Origin of the sequence: Halostagnicola sp. A-GB9-2, assembly GCF_030068615.1 — an archaeon.
Classification (GTDB): domain Archaea; phylum Halobacteriota; class Halobacteria; order Halobacteriales; family Natrialbaceae; genus Halostagnicola.
The window spans coordinates 291,013-309,908 of sequence record NZ_JASJOC010000001.1 but is presented as its reverse complement, the minus strand read 5'-3'; the positions used below and the strand labels follow the sequence as shown (position 1 = coordinate 309,908).

19 protein-coding genes are annotated in these 18,896 nt (G+C 60.6%); 11 read left to right on the top strand and 8 right to left on the bottom strand.

Features of this window, described 5'->3' with window-relative positions; translation table 11 throughout:
• The first annotated feature begins 90 nt into the window (after positions 1-90).
• The 3 genes from QNM96_RS01595 to QNM96_RS01585 all read left to right on the top strand — a co-directional run bounded on the left by QNM96_RS01595 (position 91) and on the right by QNM96_RS01585 (position 3,314).
• On the top strand, positions 91-1,590 hold the full coding sequence (locus QNM96_RS01595) for a DHH family phosphoesterase (RefSeq protein ID WP_283834254.1): 1,500 nt from the start codon (positions 91-93) through the stop codon (positions 1,588-1,590).
• Between the two features lie 111 nt (positions 1,591-1,701).
• The gene (locus QNM96_RS01590; RefSeq protein ID WP_283834253.1) at positions 1,702-2,508 is read left to right on the top strand and encodes a CBS domain-containing protein; all 807 of its coding nucleotides are present in this window, start codon (positions 1,702-1,704) and stop codon (positions 2,506-2,508) included.
• A gap of 74 nt (positions 2,509-2,582) precedes the next feature.
• Positions 2,583-3,314 (top strand): NAD(P)H-binding protein, encoded by a 732-nt coding sequence (locus tag QNM96_RS01585; RefSeq protein WP_283834252.1) that lies wholly within the window; start codon positions 2,583-2,585, stop codon positions 3,312-3,314.
• A 27-nt stretch (positions 3,315-3,341) separates the two neighbouring features.
• Here the strand turns inward: QNM96_RS01585 and QNM96_RS01580 are convergent, their stop codons facing one another.
• Entirely contained in the window at positions 3,342-4,406 is a 1,065-nt protein-coding gene (locus QNM96_RS01580) for a polyprenyl synthetase family protein (RefSeq protein ID WP_283834251.1), read from the bottom strand.
• Between the two features lie 144 nt (positions 4,407-4,550).
• On the opposite strand from QNM96_RS01580, the gene QNM96_RS01575 reads away from it, so the two are divergent.
• Together QNM96_RS01575 and QNM96_RS01570 are read left to right on the top strand one after the other, a co-directional pair.
• Complete coding sequence (locus tag QNM96_RS01575; protein ID WP_283834250.1) at positions 4,551-5,861, top strand: M28 family metallopeptidase; 1,311 nt, start codon at positions 4,551-4,553, stop codon at positions 5,859-5,861.
• A 53-nt stretch (positions 5,862-5,914) separates the two neighbouring features.
• Entirely contained in the window at positions 5,915-6,718 is an 804-nt protein-coding gene (locus QNM96_RS01570) for an NAD(+)/NADH kinase (protein ID WP_283834249.1), read from the top strand.
• Between the two features lie 81 nt (positions 6,719-6,799).
• Here QNM96_RS01570 and QNM96_RS01565 read toward each other — a convergent pair whose 3' ends face one another.
• Both QNM96_RS01565 and nth read right to left on the bottom strand, forming a co-directional pair.
• On the bottom strand, positions 6,800-7,027 hold the full coding sequence (locus QNM96_RS01565; RefSeq protein WP_283834248.1) for a hypothetical protein: 228 nt from the start codon (positions 7,025-7,027) through the stop codon (positions 6,800-6,802).
• A gap of 197 nt (positions 7,028-7,224) precedes the next feature.
• Complete coding sequence (gene nth, locus QNM96_RS01560; RefSeq protein ID WP_283834247.1) at positions 7,225-7,908, bottom strand: endonuclease III; 684 nt, start codon at positions 7,906-7,908, stop codon at positions 7,225-7,227.
• A 240-nt stretch (positions 7,909-8,148) separates the two neighbouring features.
• On the opposite strand from nth, the gene QNM96_RS01555 reads away from it, so the two are divergent.
• Entirely contained in the window at positions 8,149-8,337 is a 189-nt protein-coding gene (locus QNM96_RS01555; RefSeq protein WP_283834246.1) for an antitoxin VapB family protein, read from the top strand.
• A 3-nt stretch (positions 8,338-8,340) separates the two neighbouring features.
• On the top strand, positions 8,341-8,634 hold the full coding sequence (locus QNM96_RS01550) for a type II toxin-antitoxin system RelE/ParE family toxin (RefSeq protein WP_283834245.1): 294 nt from the start codon (positions 8,341-8,343) through the stop codon (positions 8,632-8,634).
• A 136-nt stretch (positions 8,635-8,770) separates the two neighbouring features.
• Here the strand turns inward: QNM96_RS01550 and QNM96_RS01545 are convergent, their stop codons facing one another.
• Both QNM96_RS01545 and QNM96_RS01540 read right to left on the bottom strand, forming a co-directional pair.
• Positions 8,771-9,838 (bottom strand): methionine synthase, encoded by a 1,068-nt coding sequence (locus QNM96_RS01545; protein WP_283834244.1) that lies wholly within the window; start codon positions 9,836-9,838, stop codon positions 8,771-8,773.
• Positions 9,835-10,095 carry a hypothetical protein gene (locus QNM96_RS01540; RefSeq protein WP_283834243.1) on the bottom strand — a complete coding sequence of 87 codons (261 nt, stop codon included), beginning with the start codon at positions 10,093-10,095 and terminating at the stop codon, positions 9,835-9,837. Before QNM96_RS01540 ends, QNM96_RS01545 begins: the two co-directional genes overlap by 4 nt.
• A 231-nt stretch (positions 10,096-10,326) precedes the next feature.
• Between QNM96_RS01540 and mvaD the strand changes: the two genes are divergently transcribed.
• Positions 10,327-11,313, top strand: coding sequence for a phosphomevalonate decarboxylase MvaD (gene mvaD, locus QNM96_RS01535; protein ID WP_283834242.1), 987 nt, complete (start codon positions 10,327-10,329; stop codon positions 11,311-11,313).
• Positions 11,314-11,634: 321 nt separating this feature from the next.
• On the opposite strand, the gene QNM96_RS01530 is transcribed toward mvaD, so the two are convergent.
• Positions 11,635-12,756, bottom strand: coding sequence for an NADH dehydrogenase subunit (locus QNM96_RS01530; protein WP_283834241.1), 1,122 nt, complete (start codon positions 12,754-12,756; stop codon positions 11,635-11,637).
• A 96-nt stretch (positions 12,757-12,852) separates the two neighbouring features.
• Here QNM96_RS01530 and QNM96_RS01525 point away from each other — a divergent pair, with 96 nt between their 5' ends.
• Positions 12,853-13,506, top strand: a complete 654-nt coding sequence (locus tag QNM96_RS01525) for a helix-turn-helix domain-containing protein (RefSeq protein WP_283834240.1) — start codon at positions 12,853-12,855, stop codon at positions 13,504-13,506.
• 159 nt (positions 13,507-13,665) lie between these two features.
• Here the strand turns inward: QNM96_RS01525 and QNM96_RS01520 are convergent, their stop codons facing one another.
• Positions 13,666-14,091, bottom strand: a complete 426-nt coding sequence (locus QNM96_RS01520) for a hypothetical protein (protein WP_283834239.1) — start codon at positions 14,089-14,091, stop codon at positions 13,666-13,668.
• 542 nt (positions 14,092-14,633) lie between these two features.
• Positions 14,634-15,263, bottom strand: a complete 630-nt coding sequence (locus QNM96_RS01515; protein ID WP_283834238.1) for a hypothetical protein — start codon at positions 15,261-15,263, stop codon at positions 14,634-14,636.
• A 58-nt stretch (positions 15,264-15,321) separates the two neighbouring features.
• Between QNM96_RS01515 and QNM96_RS01510 the strand changes: the two genes are divergently transcribed.
• Entirely contained in the window at positions 15,322-16,068 is a 747-nt protein-coding gene (locus QNM96_RS01510; protein WP_283834237.1) for a helix-turn-helix domain-containing protein, read from the top strand.
• 121 nt (positions 16,069-16,189) lie between these two features.
• Positions 16,190-18,880, top strand: a complete 2,691-nt coding sequence (locus tag QNM96_RS01505; RefSeq protein WP_283834236.1) for a cation-translocating P-type ATPase — start codon at positions 16,190-16,192, stop codon at positions 18,878-18,880.
• Positions 18,881-18,896: the final 16 nt, after the last annotated feature.

The window sequence follows — 18,896 nt, the reverse complement described above, 5'->3', positions numbered from 1 at the left end:
GCGGGACGATTCGCGGCTGCGCCGGTAAATAGTTATAGCAGGCCGTATGAAACCCGGTAGCTTTTACCTTCCGGAGTGGCAAGCCGCGGTATGGTTTTTCGGCTCGTGCTCGGCTGTGGGACCGTCGGCCAGCCTATCGTTGAGCGACTCGCAGAGCACGACGACCGATTGCTTGTCATCGCAGACGCCCCAAACCTCGTCGAAACGCTCCGAGACGAGAGTATACCCGCGCGTCACGAGGATCCGACCGACCGTTCCGTCCTGTCTGCACTCGAGATGCCGGACGAAATTTTCATCGCGAGCGACCGCACCGACGTCAACCGAGCCGCACTCGAGACAGCCCGCGACCAGTTTCCGGAGTCGTTAATCGTCGCCTATCTCGGCGGAAACGCGAGCCCAACCGATCGAAATGCCTTCGAGTCCCGCGCGGACAGAGTCATCGACCCGGCGGCGGCGCTGGCCGACGACATCATCGACAAGTCGGCGAGTTCGTCCGCCAAGAACGCGATCGATCTTCGATCGCAGCTGTCGAAGATCGACGGGCGCCTCGGCGTCTTCATGCACGACAACCCGGACCCCGACGCAATTGCGAGCGCGGTTGCACTCGTGAACATTGCAGAGTTAGTCGGACTCGAGGCTGACGCCTGTTACTTCGGAGAGATTTCCCACCAGGAAAACCGCGCGATGGTGAACCTGCTCGACTTGGATCTGACGAACTTCGAACGGGACGACCCGCTCGGGGATTACTCCGCGTTCGCACTCGTCGATCACGCCCGCCCCGGCGTGAACGACCAGCTCCCGGAGGAACTTCACGTCGATATCGTTATTGACCATCACCCGCCCCGCGGCCCGGTCGCAGGCGAGTTCGTCGACCTCCGCGAAAGCGCCGGTGCGACGAGTACGATTCTCACCGAATACCTCGACCGATTCGGGCTGGACATCGACCCGCGAATCGCGACGGCGTTGCTATACGGCATTCGCATCGATACGAACGATTTCACACGCGAAGTATCGGCGATGGACTTTCAGGCGGCATCGACGCTGTTGCCGGTCGTGGATACGACCAAAATTTCCCAGATCGAACAGCCGACGATCGGCGGCGATACGCTCGAGGTGATCGCCAAGGCGATCAAGAACCGGGAACAACGCGAGTCGGTGGCCGTCGCGGGCGTCGGCCGAATCGGCGACCGCGATGCGTTACCGCAGGCGGCGGATCAACTCCTCGCGATGGAGGGCGTAAGCACGACACTCGTCTTCGGCTTTCGCGACGAGATGGTGTTCCTGTCTGCCCGCTCTCGAGCGAGTAACGTCGATCTCGGTGAGACGCTTCGGGACGCGTTCGACCCGATCGGAAGCGCCGGCGGCCACGCCGATATGGCGGGCGCGCAACTCGAGATAGGGATTCTCGGTGGAGCGGACGACGAGGCCGAACTGAACTCGATTTTCAGCGTCATCGAGGAGGTAATCACGGATCGGTTCTTCGAGGCGATCCGGACGCGGCCGGGGACGCCCGTCGGGGCCTACGACCGGACGAGCGAATGGTTGTTCCAGCCGGGCGAGAGCGGACCAAACGACGGCGAATCGGCGTAGGTTCCTTGTCGACTGTGAGTGTCCGCAGTAACGAGAACGCTGAGAAGTGTCCGCGGTAACGAGAACGCCGAGAAGACAGTACTTTTGCGCCCCGACGCCGAACGGATCGGTATGGACGTTGTCTCGGAGGGGAAACCGCCGGTCAAAGAGTATATGACACGGGAAGTGGAAACAGTTTCGCCCGATTCAACCGTGTTGGACGTTGCATCTCGAATCGCCGAGAGCGACGAACACAGCGGATTTCCCGTCTGTGAACGTCGGCGCGTCGAAGGGTTCGTCAGTGCGCGCGATCTTCTCCTGGCCGACAACGACGAGCCGATCTTCAAGGTGATGACGACCGACCTCCTTGTCGCACACCCCGAGATGAAAGTAACCGACGCCGCTCGGGTCATCCTCCGGTCGGGCATTCAGAAGCTCCCGGTCGTCGACGACGCCGGCAATCTCGTCGGCATCATTTCGAACGCCGACGTGATTCGCAGTCAGATCGAACGAGCGACCCCCGAAAAGGTCGGGAAGCTGATGAGAACCTTAGAACAGATTCACGAGATAGAGCTCTCCCAGGAGCGGCGAACGGTCCCGCTGTACGATCTGATCCCGACGCAGGGACGGGTTTACGCCGACGAACTTGAGGGGAGGCGATATGAACTTGAGCACGGGCTGGCCGAACCGCTCGTCGTCATCGACAACAACGGGACGTTGCTGTTGGCGGACGGCCACCACCGCGTTCTTGCAGCGGATCGCCTGGCGATCGACGAGATGGACGCGTACGTCATCGTCGTCGACCAGAACATCGACCTCGGAATGGCGAAGACGGCGGCCAAAGAAGAGCTCGAAGGGATCGAGGATATCGACGTGGTCGACTACGCACGTCATCCGCTCGTCGAGACGACGGAACGGCTTCAACCCGACGAGGGGTAACAGGTCATTGTTCCCGACGGTCCGTATCTCGAACTGCTGCGCAGGATTATGCTCGTCGAGCGGGTACGGAGCGTATGTCATCAACCGGCGACCGTGTACTCATCGCAGGTGCGAGCGGAGAGACTGGCCGGGAACTCCTCTCGGTGTTCCGTCCGACCGACCTCCAGATCAGAGCGACCACGCGCTCATACGCGAACGTCGACGAACTTGAGCGACTCGGTGCCGATGAAGTCGTCGTCGCGGATCTCTTCGAACCGGCGGACGCGGTACGGGCTGTCCAGGACTGTGACATCGTTTGCTGTGCGGTCGGAACGCCGCCGAGTATTCGTCACGTTATCGGCGGTAAACTCGTCGATCGAACGGGCGTTATCAATCTCGTTACGGCGTCAATCGGTGCGGATGTTACCCACTTCGTCTTCCAGAGTGCGATCGGCGTCGGAAGTTCTCGGAAACGAATGCCTCGCCTCGGGCGACTGGCGATCCGGGCAACGCTGGCCGCAAAACAGGATGCGGAGTCGGCTATTCGCCAGTCGGGGCTCGGATACACGATCGTTCGGCCCGGAAAGTTGACGAACGAGCCGCCGCGAAACGACGTCCTCGTCGGGGAGGGCGGGGATACGCTCTACGGAACGATTCCGCGAGGAGATGTCGCCCAGATCATGGCTTCGTCGGCTTTTACGCCGGAGGCTCGAAATAGAACGCTCGAGGTCGTCACTCGGGACGGATTGGCCGGAACCCCGAAAAACCTCGTCGAAATCCCGTGGCAGTTCGACCGGCTCGATACCGAACAGGACGTTCGCTTCTGACCGAAGGGAACGTTCGCCTCCGATCGATCAGGTGTCGCGTTCGACGACGAACTCGGTGAATTCGAGGAGCTTTCGCTTTGGCTCCGGATCGAGCTCAAGTTCCTCGATACTGCCTCGTGCGGTCTCGGCGAGCGCCAGTGCACGGTTGCGGGCGAAGTCGACACTTCCAGCTTCCTCGAGGATCGAAAGCGCCTCGAGAATGTCGTCTTCGGTGTTCGCATCGGCAACGAGTATCTCCTCGAGTCGCTGGGCGGTCGCCGTGTCGCTTTCCTCGATCGCGTGGAGGACGAGCAGCGTCTTTTTCCCTTCGCGAATGTCGTTTCCGAACTCCTTACCGAAGTCACCCGCGCGTCCCAGCGAGTTCTCCACGTCGAGGATGTCGTCGCCGATCTGGAAGGCGACGGCGGTGAGTTCGGCGTACTCGGCGACCGCCTCTTCGATGTCAGCCGGTTGGTCCGTACAGATTGCGGCCAATCGGGCGACGATTCGACCGAGACAGCCGGTTTTGCAGGCGCACATCTCGAGGTACTGCTCTCGCGTGATGTTGACCTCACGTTCGTTATGCCAACAGATGTCCATTCCCTGGCCGAGGTGAGTCCGGTTGAGTTCGGCGGTGAGCATCTCGTAGGCGGCGAGTTGTTGGTCCGCCGGAAGGTTAGCCGGATTGTTCTGCAGGATTTTTAGCGGCAGAAAGTACATCGCGTTGCCCGCGTTGAGCGCGACGTCCTGGCCGTATATGTGGTGTAAGGCGGGATCACCGCGGCGAACCGATGCCTCGTCCTCGACGTCGTCGACGATGATCGTTCCGTTGTGGAGGATTTCCGGAATGCAGGCGTAGGGCAGGTAGTCCTTCGGATCCTTCATGAACGCATCGATGAAGACCAAAAAGAGGACGGCGCGCCAACGTTTTCCACCTCTATCGAGTAGTTCCCAGAGCGGGTCCGAAAGTGCACACTGGATTGCCTCCGGGTCATACTCGAAGCTTGGCTCGCCGAAATACGACTCGAGATACGCCTCGTCGATCTCTCGTGGTAACACCTCGGCGATTGCTTCGTCGATCGCGGGCCGCCATTCGGCGAGCGTCTTCCGCATATGTTCAACCCAGACGGACAGCCCTCAAAAAGATTCAGTTCCGCCCTCGGACGTTACGTATTGCTAACACTGGTTCGTGATCGTTACGCTATCGGTGGCTTCGCCTTCCCGAAGGATTACGCCCTCGAGTGCGTACGTAGCCCCATGAGTACGTGGATCGGAGAGACGTTCACGAGCGACATCGGCTGGGACCATCTCGAGGACCTGGTCGATATCGGGAACCGAATGGCAGGAAGCGACGGGGAGCGCGAGAGCGCGGAGTTGACTCGCGATGCGCTCTCGGCGGCTGGAGCACGAAACGCGCGTCTCGAGGAGTTTGACATTCAGGGGTGGACTCGAGACGAGAGTTCGATCACTGCAGACGGTCTCGAGCAGTCGTCGATTGCGCTGCCACGAAGTCCGTCCGAGACCGTCTCCGCCGAACTGGTCGACCTCGAGTACGGGCTGCCAGAATCGTTCTCGGACGCGGATCTCGAGGGGACGGTCGTCATGGTCAGGAGCGACATCCCGGACCACTACGAACGGTACGTCCATCGGCGAGAGAAATACTATCATGCGGTCGACAACGGGGCCGTCGGATTCGTCTACCGTAACCACGTTGAGGGCTGTCTGCCGCCGACCGGAAGCGTCGGGACGCCGGAGGATCCGATCGGTGAGATCCCTGCTGTCGGCGTCTCGAGCGAAGTCGGCGCGCGTCTCGCTCGCCGATTCGACGGCGACGAAATCGAGGTCAGCGTCGAAGCCGAAATCGACGAGGCGACGAGCCAGAACGTCCACGCCGAGTTGGGTCCAGAAACCGACGACCGCGTGCTCGTGACGAGCCACGTCGACGCCCACGATATCGCCGAGGGCGCGCTGGACAACGGCGCTGGCACCGCGATGGTAGTCGAACTCGCGGCCGCCCTCGCCAAACGCGAAGCCGACCTCGAGACGCGCGTCGAGTTCGTCGCCTACGGCGCGGAGGAGGTTGGGCTGGTCGGTTCGGAATATCACGCCGAGCAGGCGGATCACGACGATATCGTCGCGATCGTCAACAACGACGGCGTCGTCGGGGATCGGACCCTCTCGCTGACGACCCACGGCTTTTCGGGCCTCGAGTCAGCGGTGGAGGCGATTTCGAGTCGGTATGATCATCCCATCGAGACGAATCCAGACCTCGGCCCGCACAGCGATCACTGGCCGTTTGTCCAGTGGGGCGTTCCCGGGTATCACGTCAAGAGCACGTCCGACGATGTCGGCCGGGGATGGGGCCACACCTTCGCCGACACGCTCGAGAAACTCGAGAAACGCAATCTTCGCGAGCAGGCCGTGTTGTTGACCGATCTCGTCGTTCACCTCGCGAGCGACGACGTGACGGTCGATCACAGAACCCCCGAAGCGATGGCCGACGACCTCGAGGAACAGAACCTGGCCAAGGGGATGCAGATCACGGGCGACTGGCCCTACAACACGTAAGGAATCGGATCCACATCCGCACGTTTTTGGTCGGGCCCCCGGAATTGGATCGCATGGACTCCGTCGCATGGACTGCGGGCAGCGAGCCGGTTGTCGGCGTCGTCGACACCGACGCGGATTCGTCGGGCGGGCAACGAGAAACTCGAGTCCCGGACGACCTCGGGGATCTCCTCACCGAATACGACGGATCGGTCGTTACTGGCTCGGTCGAAACGGTCCGTGCGGCGACCCCGTCGTTCGTCGTCACGCTGGGAGACGATTCGCTGTTCGAACTGATACAGGCGACCGATTTTTCCGAGGGGCCAATTCTTCCGGTCGACTGTGACCCGGGAATAGCCAGTGTCTCTCGAACGGCCCTTCCGGACGCGATCAGAGCCGTTCTCGATGGGGACGCACTCGTGCACGAGCGTCCGGTTCTCGATGTCAATATCGGGAACGGAAGCCCCCAGCGGGCGCTGTACGATGTCACGTTAGCGACCGACGAACCGGCCCGTATCTCGGAGTACGGCGTCGAGAGCCGTTCTAAATCGATTGCCCAGTTCCGCGCCGATGGCGTCGTCGTCGCAACAGCCGCTGGCAGTCACGGCTATGCGAACGCCGTCGACGGACCAATACTCTCCTCGGCGGTCGACGCGATAGTGGCGGCACCGATCGCCCCCTTCGACACCCACACTGATCGGTGGGTTCTTCCGGACGAGCGTCTGTCGCTCTCGATCGAACGAAACGAGGACGCTGTTGCTGTGTCGGTCGACGGCCGAACGCTCGAGACGATTTCCGCGGACAGACGCGTCGAAATTACTTCCAACGGATCGTTCTCAATGCTCGTACTGTCGGGTGAGAACGCTTTCGAGAACTAAGATGCCTTCATCGTCGAGACGTAAAAATCCGCAAAAACGGGAGATGAACGACATCAACTGCGGAGATTCAGGGATTCTTCGTTAGCTGTTGAACGGTTCCTCGTCCCGATGGTTGTCCGGGTTTTCGTGCTCTCGAGCGTCGTTTTCGCGTTCGACGGATTTGTGTTCGATATCCTGTCGACGCTGCTCTTCGTCCTGACGTTCGCGGGCCTCCTTTTCTTCCTCGGTGAGTTCGTCGTCGTCGTCCTCGGCCTCGGGATCCTCTTTTGCCAGTTCCACATCTCGGCCGTGCTCGTCTTTTTCGGACATAGCTGTCACCTCGTACCATGAGTGTACCCTACTCCGCAGAAAAGGGCTTGGGCCTGAATCTGCAACCCCGCGATTGATACTACCGCTCAGTCGACCCCAGTTTCATACCCGTATGGCACCAATACCGTACTCTCACGACACCGATACCGATGGGTTTCTCGAGTCAGGTTCGCTTTTGGTATCGAGTACCGATCCAACTACCAGGGCTCGCCGGAGGCCAGATCGACCTCGCTGTCGCCTTTCTCCGACGGACAGATATCCGCGAGCACGCAGTCTCCACAATCCGGGTTCTGCGCGGAACAGGTCGCTCGCCCGTGATCGATGCAAAGGTGTGTAAACTGTTGCCAGTCGTCCTCGGGAATGATTTCGATCAGGTCCTCCTCGATTCGTTCGGGATAGGTTTCTTCCGTGATTCCCAGCCGCCTCGAGAGGCGCTGGACGTGGGTATCGACGACGATCCCTTCGACGATATCGTGGCCGTGCTGAAGGACGACGTTCGCCGTTTTTCGGCCCACGCCGGGCAGGTCCGTCAGATCGCTCATCGTATCCGGAACCTCGCCGCCGTGTTCCTCGACGATCTTCTCACAGGCGTTGCGAATGTACTCCGCCTTGTTGTTGTAGTAGGTGATGGAGTTCAGCGCCTCGGCGAGTTCCTCCTGTGGCGCGTTCGCGTACGCTTCGGGGCCGTCGTAGGTCTCGAACAGCGGCTTGGTCTCCTTGTTGACCCGCTCGTCGGTACATTGGGCCGAGAGGATGACCGCGATCAGCAACTCGAGGCGGTTCGAGTACCGAAGCGAAATCGTCGAATCGGGGTAGGTCTCTTCTAACCGGTCGACGATCTCCTCGGCCTGCTCGGTCCGCGTCTCGCGTGACGTTCCCATAGCGACCGCTTGGACTCTCGGGCTTTCAGCGTTCGGATTTCGGGTCAGCTCGAGTCGGTTCGGCCGTCGAATAGTGGTTTTGGCTGGTCTGAACGTGTGGCAACGCGCCAATTTAGAATTAGGAGAAAATCACCAGTCATAATCTGTGACCTCCTGTAGTAGTCAGTGACTTGTTCGCTGCCCCCCACTCATTGGACGGTTGACATTCTTGTCATGTGCAAGGTTGTAAACTCTATTAAGATGTCCAAGGCAGACAAACGGCTTCCGGTCCGTGAAGACACGTTCGAACAACTCGGGCAGTTCAAAGGATCAGGTGAAACGTGGGATGACGTGATTCAAGACCTTATCGAAGCGCGACAGAAACAGAACCTACAGGAAATGCTCGAACGGACTGACGACGACGAGTATGTTCCTCCCGACGAGGTTTGAGTAATGTCGTATGCTGTTCTATTAGGTGATCAGCCACGTGAGTTTCTCACTACGGCCGACGAGAAAAGCAATAGAATCGTTCGCAACAATCTCGGAAAACATTTTGACGAACCGGATGCTCAACCGGGCGCAGGTCGCGGTGATCGTGAGAAGCTCACAATCGATGGACAAGAAATGTATCGGATGCATATCGGACGTACGTACACAGCATTTTGCACGGTTCACGAGGACGACAGTAAAGTCCGTGTTCGCGAGATTTTGCCGATTGACGAAGCTCATGACCGATACGGCCACTGAGCGCTTAAAGAGAGGTGGGAGGTAGTGGTTCTCGGGTCTGAAACCGGCTCACACTAGCCCATCTCAGTGGACGTGGACATTCCTGTTACCAGCACGAGTCGCGTACCTGAGTTTGTTACTATTCACAACCCACAGATCAGTCGTCGATACTGATACCCGGAACTCCGAGCGTTCCCTCGTCCAGTTCGGCCTCGATCTCTCGAGCCGCCTGCACCATGTTTTCCATCTTGCCGTAGGCGACGTCGCGTGGGAGGAGTTTCAGACCGCAATCCGGACTGATCGTCAGCCGCTCCGGCGGGACGACCTCGAGGCCCCGTTCGATGTTGGCTTTGATCTCCTCGACGGTTTCGATTTCGGCGGTGTGCACGTCGACGACGCCGAAGCCGAGATTCTTGGTGAACGTCGGCTCTTTGAACACCTCAAGTTGCCCGTAGTCGTCGTTGTTGAGCTCGAGGTCGAACTCGTCGACGGGAAACTCGAGGATCTCGGGATAGATTCGGGAGTAGTCGCCGTAGCAGACGTGCAGTCCGATGTAGACATCCTCGGGGAGATCTTCGACGACCGTCTCGAGACACTCGCCGACGATTGCGTAGTCTTCGGGCGTCGTCGCGAGGGCGGCTTCGTCGATCTGAATGTACCGTGCGCCGGCGTCAACGAGCGTTCGAATTTCGGCGTTGACCAGTTCCGCGAGATCGGCGGCGAGTGCGGCGTCGTCCTCGTAGACTTCGTTGAAGCACCAGGTGGCGAGGGTGTAAGGGCCCGTGATCGGAACTTTGACCGGTCCGGAGGCGACCTCGCTGGTGAACTCGTATTCGTCGACGAGCCAGCTGTCGCCGTATTCGACCTCGCGACGCACGCTCGGCTTGTCGAAGTAATTGTGCCCCCAGACTTTCACGAGGCCGTTGAACTCGTAGCCCTCGATTCGCTCTGCGAAGTATTCGACCATCTCGTTGCGCCGCATCTCGCCGTCGGTGACGACATCGATCCCTGCGCGTTCGTGTTCCGCCGTGACGAGTCGAGCGGCGTCGTCTTTGGCTTGCTTCCACTCCGACCGGCCGAAATCGTTAGTGGAGTCCTCGAACAGTTCTCGAGCGCGGTTGTGCCACGTCGGCTTCGGATAGGCACCGACGATGGTCGTTAGCAGGAAGTGGTCGTTCGGATGATCCGCCGGTCTGAATTGGTCGCGAGGAGCGGGGGCTGTCACGGTTGTTCCTCCGGTAGTCTGGTCTCTGTTGGTTCGATTTCCGTCGGTTCGATCTCCGGTAGTCCGGTTTCTGTCGATTCGCTCCCCGGTAGTTCGGTTTCCGCCGGATTGATCTCCGTTGGTCTCCCCTTCGTTCGTTTGGATTTGTCCCGTTCGATCGCCGTACGGTTCGAATAGCGATTCGACTGGCCGATCCCGTCAGTTATCGGGTGTGAGAACGCCCGACTCTTGGGAGCTTCCGATTTTGTTTGCTTCATACGTGTCTACCGTAGCACATAACTAATTGTAATACTAGGGGTTAAGGATATTACTAGTGTGTATTTACTCAATGGCTCCGGATGGTTCGCTGGCTCCCGATACTAGTCGAGACGACTACAGACTGATCAGTAAGCCGCCTTCGGCCACTATCTACAGGCCAGATACACGACAGGAACTGCTCTCCACACCATCCCGTGACCTTTAAGCGGCCGTCACTCGCCAGTCAGGATATGAAAGCCACGGCCTTGGCCCACCCGATTCAGGGGCTGGTGAAGTATCACGGGATGCGCGACGATATCGAGCGCCTTCCGTATCATGACAGTATCAGCGTCTGTACCGCACCGAGCCACACCAAAACCACAGCCGAGTTCTCGGCCGACTACGACGAGGACACGTACGTCGTCGACGGCGAGGAACTCGAGGGACGCGCCGCCGAACGCGTCGACGCGGTCCTCGAAAAGGTCCGCTCGAAGGCCGAAGCCGCTCACGCCGAGGAGCCAGTTCGACTGGTGAGCGAGAACGATTTCCAGACGAACGTCGGGCTCGGGTCGTCTTCCTCCGGGTTCGCCGCGGCCGCGATGGCGCTTTCGGCCGCCGCTGGCATCGAGGCCGATCGCGAGGAGATCTCGACAATCGCTCGAGTCGGCTCGGCATCGGCCGCTCGAGCAGTCACGGGCGCGTTTTCACAGCTCTACACTGGGCTAAACGACGAGGATTGTCGCTCCCGCCGCATCGAGACGGATCTTGAAGACGACCTCAAGACGATCGTTGGGCTCGTTCCGTACCACAAGGAGACCGAAGACGCACACAACGAGGCCGCAGACAGCCACATGTTCCAGGCCCGGAACGCCCACATTCACGGCCAGATCGCGGAGATGCGTGACGCGCTTCGAAATGCGGACTTCGACGCCGCGTTCTCCCTCGCTGAGCACGACTCGCTGTCGCTGGCTGCGACGACGATGACCGGGCCCTCGGGCTGGGTGTACTGGCAACCGGCGACGCTCGAGATCTTCAACCGAGTCCGGAAGCTCCGCGAGGAAGAGGATATTCCGGTCTACTTCTCGACCGATACCGGCGCGAGCGTGTACGTCAACACGACCGAGGAGCACGCCGATCGCGTCGAGGAAGAAGTCGCAGACTGTGGCGTCGAGACGATGGTCTGGGGTGTCGGCGGTCCCGCACAGTTGCTCGAGGCCGAGGACGAGCAGTTGTTCTGAGGGGGCCTCGAGAGCGATACTGCCGATGGCAGTTTTCGGTGCGTTCGCTCCGTTGTTGAGTGCTCAACTCGGAACGGCTCTCGAGTGTTCACTGCTGATGCCAACCGTTTGCTCTGCGTGCGGTTGCGGGAGTAGTCGGCCTAACTTTTGAATTGATGATTGGCTGTAGTCGACGTTTCTCGTCGGTTGTATACTCCACCAAATGGTGAGGTTTCAAACGTTGCGCTGACCACTCTCGCTCCCGCTTAGCTTCGATGAAAAGCATAACGTCACTCCCTCATCGGTGCCGTTGGCCGGCTTCGAGGTTTTTCGGCCGCTCGCTCACTTCGTTCGCGATTCGATCTCGATATCCGTCTCGGATACCGCTGTCACGTTACCGGCGATGGACGCGTGCTGAGGATTACTGATTCCGTCAGAACTCGGACTTGCGATCCGATCGCCGACACCAACACGATCGCCGATCTCGACGATCGGGACGGCAGGCTCCACGATATCGGGCTCCGGATTAGTCGCGAGCGGAATCCGAACCCGGGACGGGTCGACCGTTGTGGTAGGTTCGGTTTCTATCGTCCAGGCGTTCCAGTCGTACTCCTCGAGCACGTCGATCCGACCGCCACCGAGTTCGTTTTCCTCGGCGGTTCGCTCGCCGAGGACGAGCAGACCGTTCGTGCTTTTTCTGACGCCGTAGGCCTCCGGCGGCGTGTCGATAGGGAAACACCAGCCCGGACCCCCGTCGGCGATCACAGCGTCCGACGGCCGCTCCGCTGGCGGGAGACCGGCCGCATTCAAGAGGTCGCTCACGGGCGTGCCGATAGGTACCTCGAGAAAGCGATCCCGAAGACTCTCACCGCTGACGTGAACGTACTTCCGCGTCGTGGGCGTTTCGTCGGACAGCGCTCGAGCGATGTTGATCAGCGTCTCGGTATTCTGAACGAGCCAGCCGTGGTCCATCGGGAGATCGCCGCGCAACACCGTGCCATCGACCACCGTAAGGAGCACGCTCTCCATGCCGTACTGGTACTGATTGTCCGTGTACGCGAACACGACGCCCTTGTGTTCCTCGCGGTCGAGTGGCAACTCGTCCGGCGGAACGATGGTCCCGTCGGTCTCGGCCTCGAGTGCGTGCATATACTTCTCGCGGTCTTTCCACTTCGCGCTGATGACGATGCGATCGAATACCGCCTGCTCGAGCAGGACATCGAACAGTGCGGCGAGCGTTTGTGCCTTCGTCTTCCCGAGCCACTTGTCGATGAAGTAGTTTGGCTCGCTCTCCTGGTGGTTCACCAGCAAGGAATCGACCCGCCCGAGATCGTCCCACTTCGCGTAGGACGGAAAGCCCGCACCGCCCGCACCCGCGACCCCCGCTACGCGAATGCGCTCACACGCCTGCGCTCGAACGTCCGGCCAGGTCGCCTGCGCCCCGTGCATATTCGGCGTTGTCATGACGGTTAAACGGTGGGTCGGTGAAACGGTCAGACTTTGGCCGCAGACGTGAGGGATGTTTATAAGTGTAGTATGCCCGTATCTTGGGTTACCCGAATGCGTTACCTCGAAGTGAGTTTGCAGCGACCGCCGAACGAGCGCCATCCGATGCACCAGTTGATCGTCGAGCACGAGGACTACGACGCTTCGAGACTGCTCTATCAACACCAGTACGCCGCTGACGAAAATGCAGTCCTGTTTCACGTCGACGGACCGCGCTCGCCCTACGAGGAGGCACTCGAGGACGTGCCGTCGACCCTCGAGTTCGAGATCGCCCCTTGTCAGGAAGATACGTTTTATCTGTATGCCCGGGGAGCGGTTACAAAATCCGGGCGGATCTTCATCGACGCGGTATCTCAGCCGGGGTTGATCGCCGTGCCGCCGGTTGAGTATCAATCCGATGGGACGATTCGGCTGACGACGATCGGCCCCTCCGATGCGATCCAGGCGGCAGTCGAGAATATCTCCGATCTCATGACCGTCGATGTCGTGTCGATCGGCGAGTTTCGCGCCGGCCGGATCGACTCGCGGGCGGCCCTGACCCAGCGCCAGTTCGAAGCCGTCTCCGCCGCCGTCGATTGCGGCTACTACCGCATGCCTCGCGAAGGATCACTCGAGGAGATCGCCGCTCGCCTCGAGTGCTCGAGCGGGACGGCAGGTGAGTTGCTTCGTCGCGCCGAACGGACCGTGATGACGCGACTCGTCGAATAAAACCCGTTCTGAAAGGGTGTCAGCGTAACGCGGGCGTTGTTGGCTTCTTTCGGCGGATCAATCCGCTGGGCACCTGTGTTGAGAGCGTGACTGTCGACAGTTCTGGTCAACGTCCGGCCGCCGACCCGGTCTCGAGCCTCGAGGAGGCGAACGTCCCGGTTAGTCTCGCGTAGTCGATGCACGGCAGTCAGACCGGCGAATCCCGTGCCGACAACGGTCTGCGGCTTGAGTTCTCCTCGAGCAAGCGCTACTCGAGCAGGTCCGCTTCGACCCGACAGCCGCAGGGATACGCGTTGTGATGAGTCGGAACGAGCTGGACGACTGCGGTGACCGGGAGTCCACATTGAGGGCACTCGGGTGTGTCGATGGCTCCTCGTCGGTCACCCGAGCGCCCAGATTCGTCACGAGGAGCGACACGCCCTGAACTTCGAGATGGACTTCAACCGTACTTCCGCCAGAATCGACCAACCGCGCGAGCGCCTCCGGGTCGAACTCGCTGGCGAGCTGGTAGGCGTCTCGAGGAACGCCCTGTTTCTCGAGCGTTCGAACGATATCCACGACCAGATCGGTCGTCGACGAGGTCATCGCTTGCACTCACCTCCGAGCGCGTGACCAACAGCTGAGAGTTCGTAAGCGGCGGGTAGCTGTCTTCGACTTCGATTCGTCTGTCGGACGGGATGTTTAAGCCCGCGGAGAAGTAATCCAATCATGGCAACTGACCCTTGACGGGTTTGGAAGCCACGTCTCGGGTGCTCTTACCACCCGGGGCATTTCAATACGAACGCCCCCTTCCGTGGAGTTTTGGCTTCCATTTGCCGTTACGTCCTGTATTGTCATATAACTACTGTTTTCGGCGAGGAATAATGTCGTCTCGAGAAGGGAGTACCCGTGTGAAGTGAACAGCTACTACCACCGGAAAAGTCACTATGTCCGATATCTAATGTTTAACCATGACCGGCGACAGGAAGAGCACAAAGCCCCCCGACGAAGATGAGGAGAAAGAAGGAAAGTACGACAAATACATCGACCGGATATTGGATGTTTTCAGCATATTTTAATTGGAACAGTCGTTGGTACTTCACCTGTACTTGCCGATAACATCCTGTGAATTCAATAGGCTAATACGTTCAAGAATCCGAATCCGTGTCTCCGTCGTCGCTATCTGAGTCCGTATCACCGTCGTCACTGTCGGAGTCGGTGTCTCCGTCGTCACTATCTGAGTCCGTATCCCCATCATCGCTGTCGGAATCGGTGTCTCCATCGTCGCTATCCGAATCCGTATCACCGTCGTCGCTATCCGAATCCGTATCCCCATCGTCACTATCCGAGTCCGTGTCTCCATTCCCGTCTCTGAGAGTGCTCGAGGCCTCTCCGACTCGCCCCTCTCGAGTACCCCGTTCGTTCTCCTCGAGTGTTGCTTCTCCGCTCGGGGGGACGGTCATGTGTTCTCCCGGTCGTTCCCCTCCTTGTACGGACCGGTCTTGACCGGGTTGCTCCTGCGCTCGCTTCTCTCTGCGCGCCCGCTCTCGAGGTTTTTGTCGATCGCGACTGCGCGGCGGTTCGTCCTCGAGTACGTACAGAACCAGTGGTGGAACGACGTAGGACCCAATCGCGAGGAGGGCAAAGAGCGGATCAACGAATACTAACAGGCCGAAAATAGCGAACGCCGCGGCCGTCGCTGCGTGGGTGGCGGTCTGAGTGTACGCGAGGTAGAACCGCCAGAGGTCATGAACCCATTCGAGTGTTCCAGAGAGCACACCTCCTACTACGACGACCACCGGGAACCCTTTTTCCCGTCGGCCCCTACGAGTGGGTATGCGAGAATTTGTCTTCGCCCTCGAGTACGAACCGGACACGAATCCGGTTGCGGACGTGCTCGCGGCCAATCCTGACACGTCGATCCGTTCGCTTTCGTGTCACGTCACCCCAGATAGCCTCTGGCGAGTTGATCACGCGACGGGATCGCCGGAGGCCCTCGAGGAACTCGAGGAAGCCTACCGCGACGCGACCTACTTCGCGGACTGTCTGGTCAAAGACGACTGCGGTGCGGAGTGTGAGACGCAGGTCCTCGATCGCTCGAACGAGACGCTCGTCGTCTACACCTACTGGGATCGAACGCCGGTCTGTACGTCGATCCCGCATTTGGCGCTCGAGTATCTCGGAGAGGGGCTCCTCTTCGAGACCTACCGCGAGGGGCGACGCTACCGGTGGCGCATCGTTCTCTCGAGCGACGCGTCGGTTCACGCCTTTTTCGACGCGCTCGGCGAGGAAGTCGGCGAGTGTACGGGCATGGAGATGATTCGGTTGACGGAGGTCGATCCCGAACGTGCCAAAGCCGACCCCGAAACCTCGTTGCCCGACGCACAGCAGTCTGCGCTTCGGGCGGCCGTCGAGTACGGCTACTACGAGACGCCTCGACAGATCGAACTCTCGGAACTCGCGACGAAATTGGATATCCCGCGGTCGACGCTGTCCTACCGCCTTCGACGAGCCGAAGCCGCACTTGCGACGACGTTCGTCGACGCCGACGCCTCGATCGAGGCGCTCACACCCGAAATTTGAACTGTCGGCCGCCCTCTCAGGATCGACTTCGAAATTCACTTTTCCACCTTGGCCGGAACCAACTCCCGAGTTGGCGCACGCCAAATAACTGCTATCCACTACCGTCACTTAGGATGACGTGATGAGTGACCCTTCCACGTCGCCGACCTCGAGGATGACCCTCGAATGTCGGGTTCCCGAGATGGACTGTCCGTCCTGTGCCGGGAAGGTAACGAACAGTATCGAACGCCTCGAGGGAATCGAGGCGATCGAACCGCAGGTAACGAGCGGCCGACTCGTCGTCGAGTACGATCCGGAACTCGCGAGCGAGGACGATATTCGGGCCCGCGTGCGGGCCGCCGGCTACGCTATTGCCGACGACGAGACCGAGTTCACCGTCTCGGTTCCGGACATGGACTGTGCCTCCTGTGCGAACAAAGTCGAAAACGCGCTCGAGCGCGTCGACTCCATCGAAGAAATCGAAACGCGGCCAGCCTCCGGGCGCGTGACGGTGTCCGGTGTATCCGACCTCGAGATGCCAGTCGTTATCGACGCCATCGACGACGCTGGGTACGAGGGAAAACCGATCGAGGACGGAGACGATGGGGTCGTCGAGTCTCGAGCGGTGTGGCGAAGTCGGCGGGCGCTCGGAACCGCCGTCGGTGCCGTCTTCGTCGCGGTCGGGATGGTACTGGAGTTCCTTCTTCCCGCGCTTGATCCGGCCCTTATCACCGCGTTCGGCCGGACCTACGGACTCTCTGAAGCGCTGTTCATCGGCGCGGTCGCCGTCGCTGGCGTTCCGATCTTGCGAAACGGCTACTACTCCGCGCGCAATCGGAGCCTCGATATCGACTTCCTGATGAGCGTCGGTATCGTCGCCAGCGTCGCGGCCCACCATCCCTTTGAGGGCGCGATGCTCGCCGTGTTGTTCTCCGTTGCAGAGCTCCTCGAGCGGTTCTCGATGGACCGGGCACGAGACTCCCTTCGGGAGTTGATGAACCTCTCGCCGGAGACGGCGACCGTTCGTCGGGAGGACGGCACGGAGGAAGTCGTCGCGGTGGATTCGCTCGAAATCGGCGACACCGTCGTCGTCAAGCCGGGAGAGAAGATCCCGGCCGACGGCGCGGTTACCGACGGCCAGAGCGCGGTCGACCAGTCGCCGATTACCGGCGAGAGCGTCCCCGTCGATAAGACCGCGGGCGAGGAGGTCTACGCCGGAACTATCGCCGAATCGGGTTACCTCGAGGTAGCGGTCGAGAGCGAGGCCGACGATTCGACCATCGCCCGAATCGTTCGGATGGTCGAGGACGCCGAACGCGAGTCGACCAAACGCGAGCAGTTCGTCGATCGCTTCGCCAGCGTCTACACGCCCATCGTGGTCGTGCTCGCGGTCGCCGTCGCCGCGCTCCCGCCGCTGCTGGTCGGGGCGTCCTGGAACACCTGGTTCCTGCGCGGACTCACCCTGCTGGTCATCGCCTGTCCCTGTGCGTTCGTCATCAGCACGCCCGTCAGCGTCGTCTCGGGGATCACGAGCGCCGCCAGAAACGGCGTGCTAATCAAGGGCGGGCGTCACCTCGAGGCGGTCGGCGAAAGCGAGATCCTCGCGGTGGACAAGACGGGAACGCTCACGACCGGCGAACTGAACGTCACCGACGTGATCCCGCTCGAGGGGGCGGACGAAGACGACGTCCTCGCCCGCGCTGGCGCTATCGAACGGCGGAGCGAGCACCCCGTCGGTGAAGCGATCGTCGGGGCTGCGGAAGAACGCGGGCTGGCGTCCGACGCTATCGGCGACGAACCCGATAGCTCCGACGAGTTCGCGGTCTCGAACTTCGAGGCCCTTACCGGACGAGGAGTTCGCGCAGATCTCGAGGGCGTCACGCACTACGTCGGAAAACCGGATCTCTTCGACGGACTGGCTGATCTCGAGCACGTCCACGCGACGGATGGCGGAACCGTCCTCGAGTCGGAACCGGAACGAGCCGAGTGGGACCACGAATCGATCCCTAGCTGCGATCGAGAGGATTGCCTCGATGTCCTCTCCGAGGTCGTCCCGAAACTCGAGGCGGACGGAAAGACCGTCGTCGTCGTGGGGACGGAAGACGGACCGCTCGGAGTAGTCGCCGTCGCGGATCAGGTCCGGCCGGAGGCGTCGTGGGCCGTTTCGCAGTTACAAGAGCAGGGAATTAGGGTAGTGATGCTCACCGGAGATAACGAGGGAACCGCGCGGGCGATCGCCGGCGAGGTCGGAATCGACGAGTACCACGCCGAACTCATGCCCGAGGAGAAACTCGAGTGGATCCGACGCCTCAAAGGGGACGGTGACGCGGAGCCGGACGAACGCCTCGAGGCGAACGCTGTCGCTGGAGACGCTGGTGAGGTTTCGGCCTCATCGTTCTCGAGGAGCGTCGCGATGGTCGGGGACGGCATCAACGACGGGCCGGCGCTCGCGACGGCGACGACCGGCATCGCCATGGGTGCGGCGGGAACGGATACAGCGCTCGAGACCGCCGATATCGCGCTGATGAGCGACGATCTGACGCGGCTTCCGTACCTCTACAGACTGTCGGGGAAGGCAAACGACGTCATCCGACAGAACATCTGGGCGAGCCTCGGCGTGAAAGCGGTGCTCGCGGCCGGTGCGCCGTTCGGCATCGTCACCGTCATCCACGCCGTCGTCATCGGCGACATGGGGATGAGCCTCGGCGTAACCGGCAACGCGATGCGGCTCGCACGCGAGGAACCCGCGGCGGCCGAAGCCGAATTCGGGAGCACTCACGCGGATGCCGAGTTCGGGCCGGAAGGCGAGGCCGAAACACGAGGAGACGAATAACATCGTCTTCGACGAG

Bases quoted from the DNA above. Each gene is read 5' to 3' on its own strand.
- QNM96_RS01595 (WP_283834254.1), top strand. From the start codon at position 91: ATGGTTTTTCGGCTCGTGCTCGGCTGTGGGACCGTCGGCCAGCCTATC.
- QNM96_RS01590 (WP_283834253.1), top strand. From the start codon at position 1,702: ATGGACGTTGTCTCGGAGGGGAAACCGCCGGTCAAAGAGTATATGACA.
- QNM96_RS01585 (WP_283834252.1), top strand. From the start codon at position 2,583: ATGTCATCAACCGGCGACCGTGTACTCATCGCAGGTGCGAGCGGAGAG.
- QNM96_RS01580 (WP_283834251.1), bottom strand. From the start codon at position 4,406: ATGCGGAAGACGCTCGCCGAATGGCGGCCCGCGATCGACGAAGCAATC.
- QNM96_RS01575 (WP_283834250.1), top strand. From the start codon at position 4,551: ATGAGTACGTGGATCGGAGAGACGTTCACGAGCGACATCGGCTGGGAC.
- QNM96_RS01570 (WP_283834249.1), top strand. From the start codon at position 5,915: ATGGACTCCGTCGCATGGACTGCGGGCAGCGAGCCGGTTGTCGGCGTC.
- QNM96_RS01565 (WP_283834248.1), bottom strand. From the start codon at position 7,027: ATGTCCGAAAAAGACGAGCACGGCCGAGATGTGGAACTGGCAAAAGAG.
- nth (WP_283834247.1), bottom strand. From the start codon at position 7,908: ATGGGAACGTCACGCGAGACGCGGACCGAGCAGGCCGAGGAGATCGTC.
- QNM96_RS01555 (WP_283834246.1), top strand. From the start codon at position 8,149: ATGTCCAAGGCAGACAAACGGCTTCCGGTCCGTGAAGACACGTTCGAA.
- QNM96_RS01550 (WP_283834245.1), top strand. From the start codon at position 8,341: ATGTCGTATGCTGTTCTATTAGGTGATCAGCCACGTGAGTTTCTCACT.
- QNM96_RS01540 (WP_283834243.1), bottom strand. From the start codon at position 10,095: ATGAAGCAAACAAAATCGGAAGCTCCCAAGAGTCGGGCGTTCTCACAC.
- mvaD (WP_283834242.1), top strand. From the start codon at position 10,327: ATGAAAGCCACGGCCTTGGCCCACCCGATTCAGGGGCTGGTGAAGTAT.
- QNM96_RS01530 (WP_283834241.1), bottom strand. From the start codon at position 12,756: ATGACAACGCCGAATATGCACGGGGCGCAGGCGACCTGGCCGGACGTT.
- QNM96_RS01525 (WP_283834240.1), top strand. From the start codon at position 12,853: ATGCGTTACCTCGAAGTGAGTTTGCAGCGACCGCCGAACGAGCGCCAT.
- QNM96_RS01520 (WP_283834239.1), bottom strand. From the start codon at position 14,091: ATGACCTCGTCGACGACCGATCTGGTCGTGGATATCGTTCGAACGCTC.
- QNM96_RS01510 (WP_283834237.1), top strand. From the start codon at position 15,322: ATGCGAGAATTTGTCTTCGCCCTCGAGTACGAACCGGACACGAATCCG.
- QNM96_RS01505 (WP_283834236.1), top strand. From the start codon at position 16,190: ATGAGTGACCCTTCCACGTCGCCGACCTCGAGGATGACCCTCGAATGT.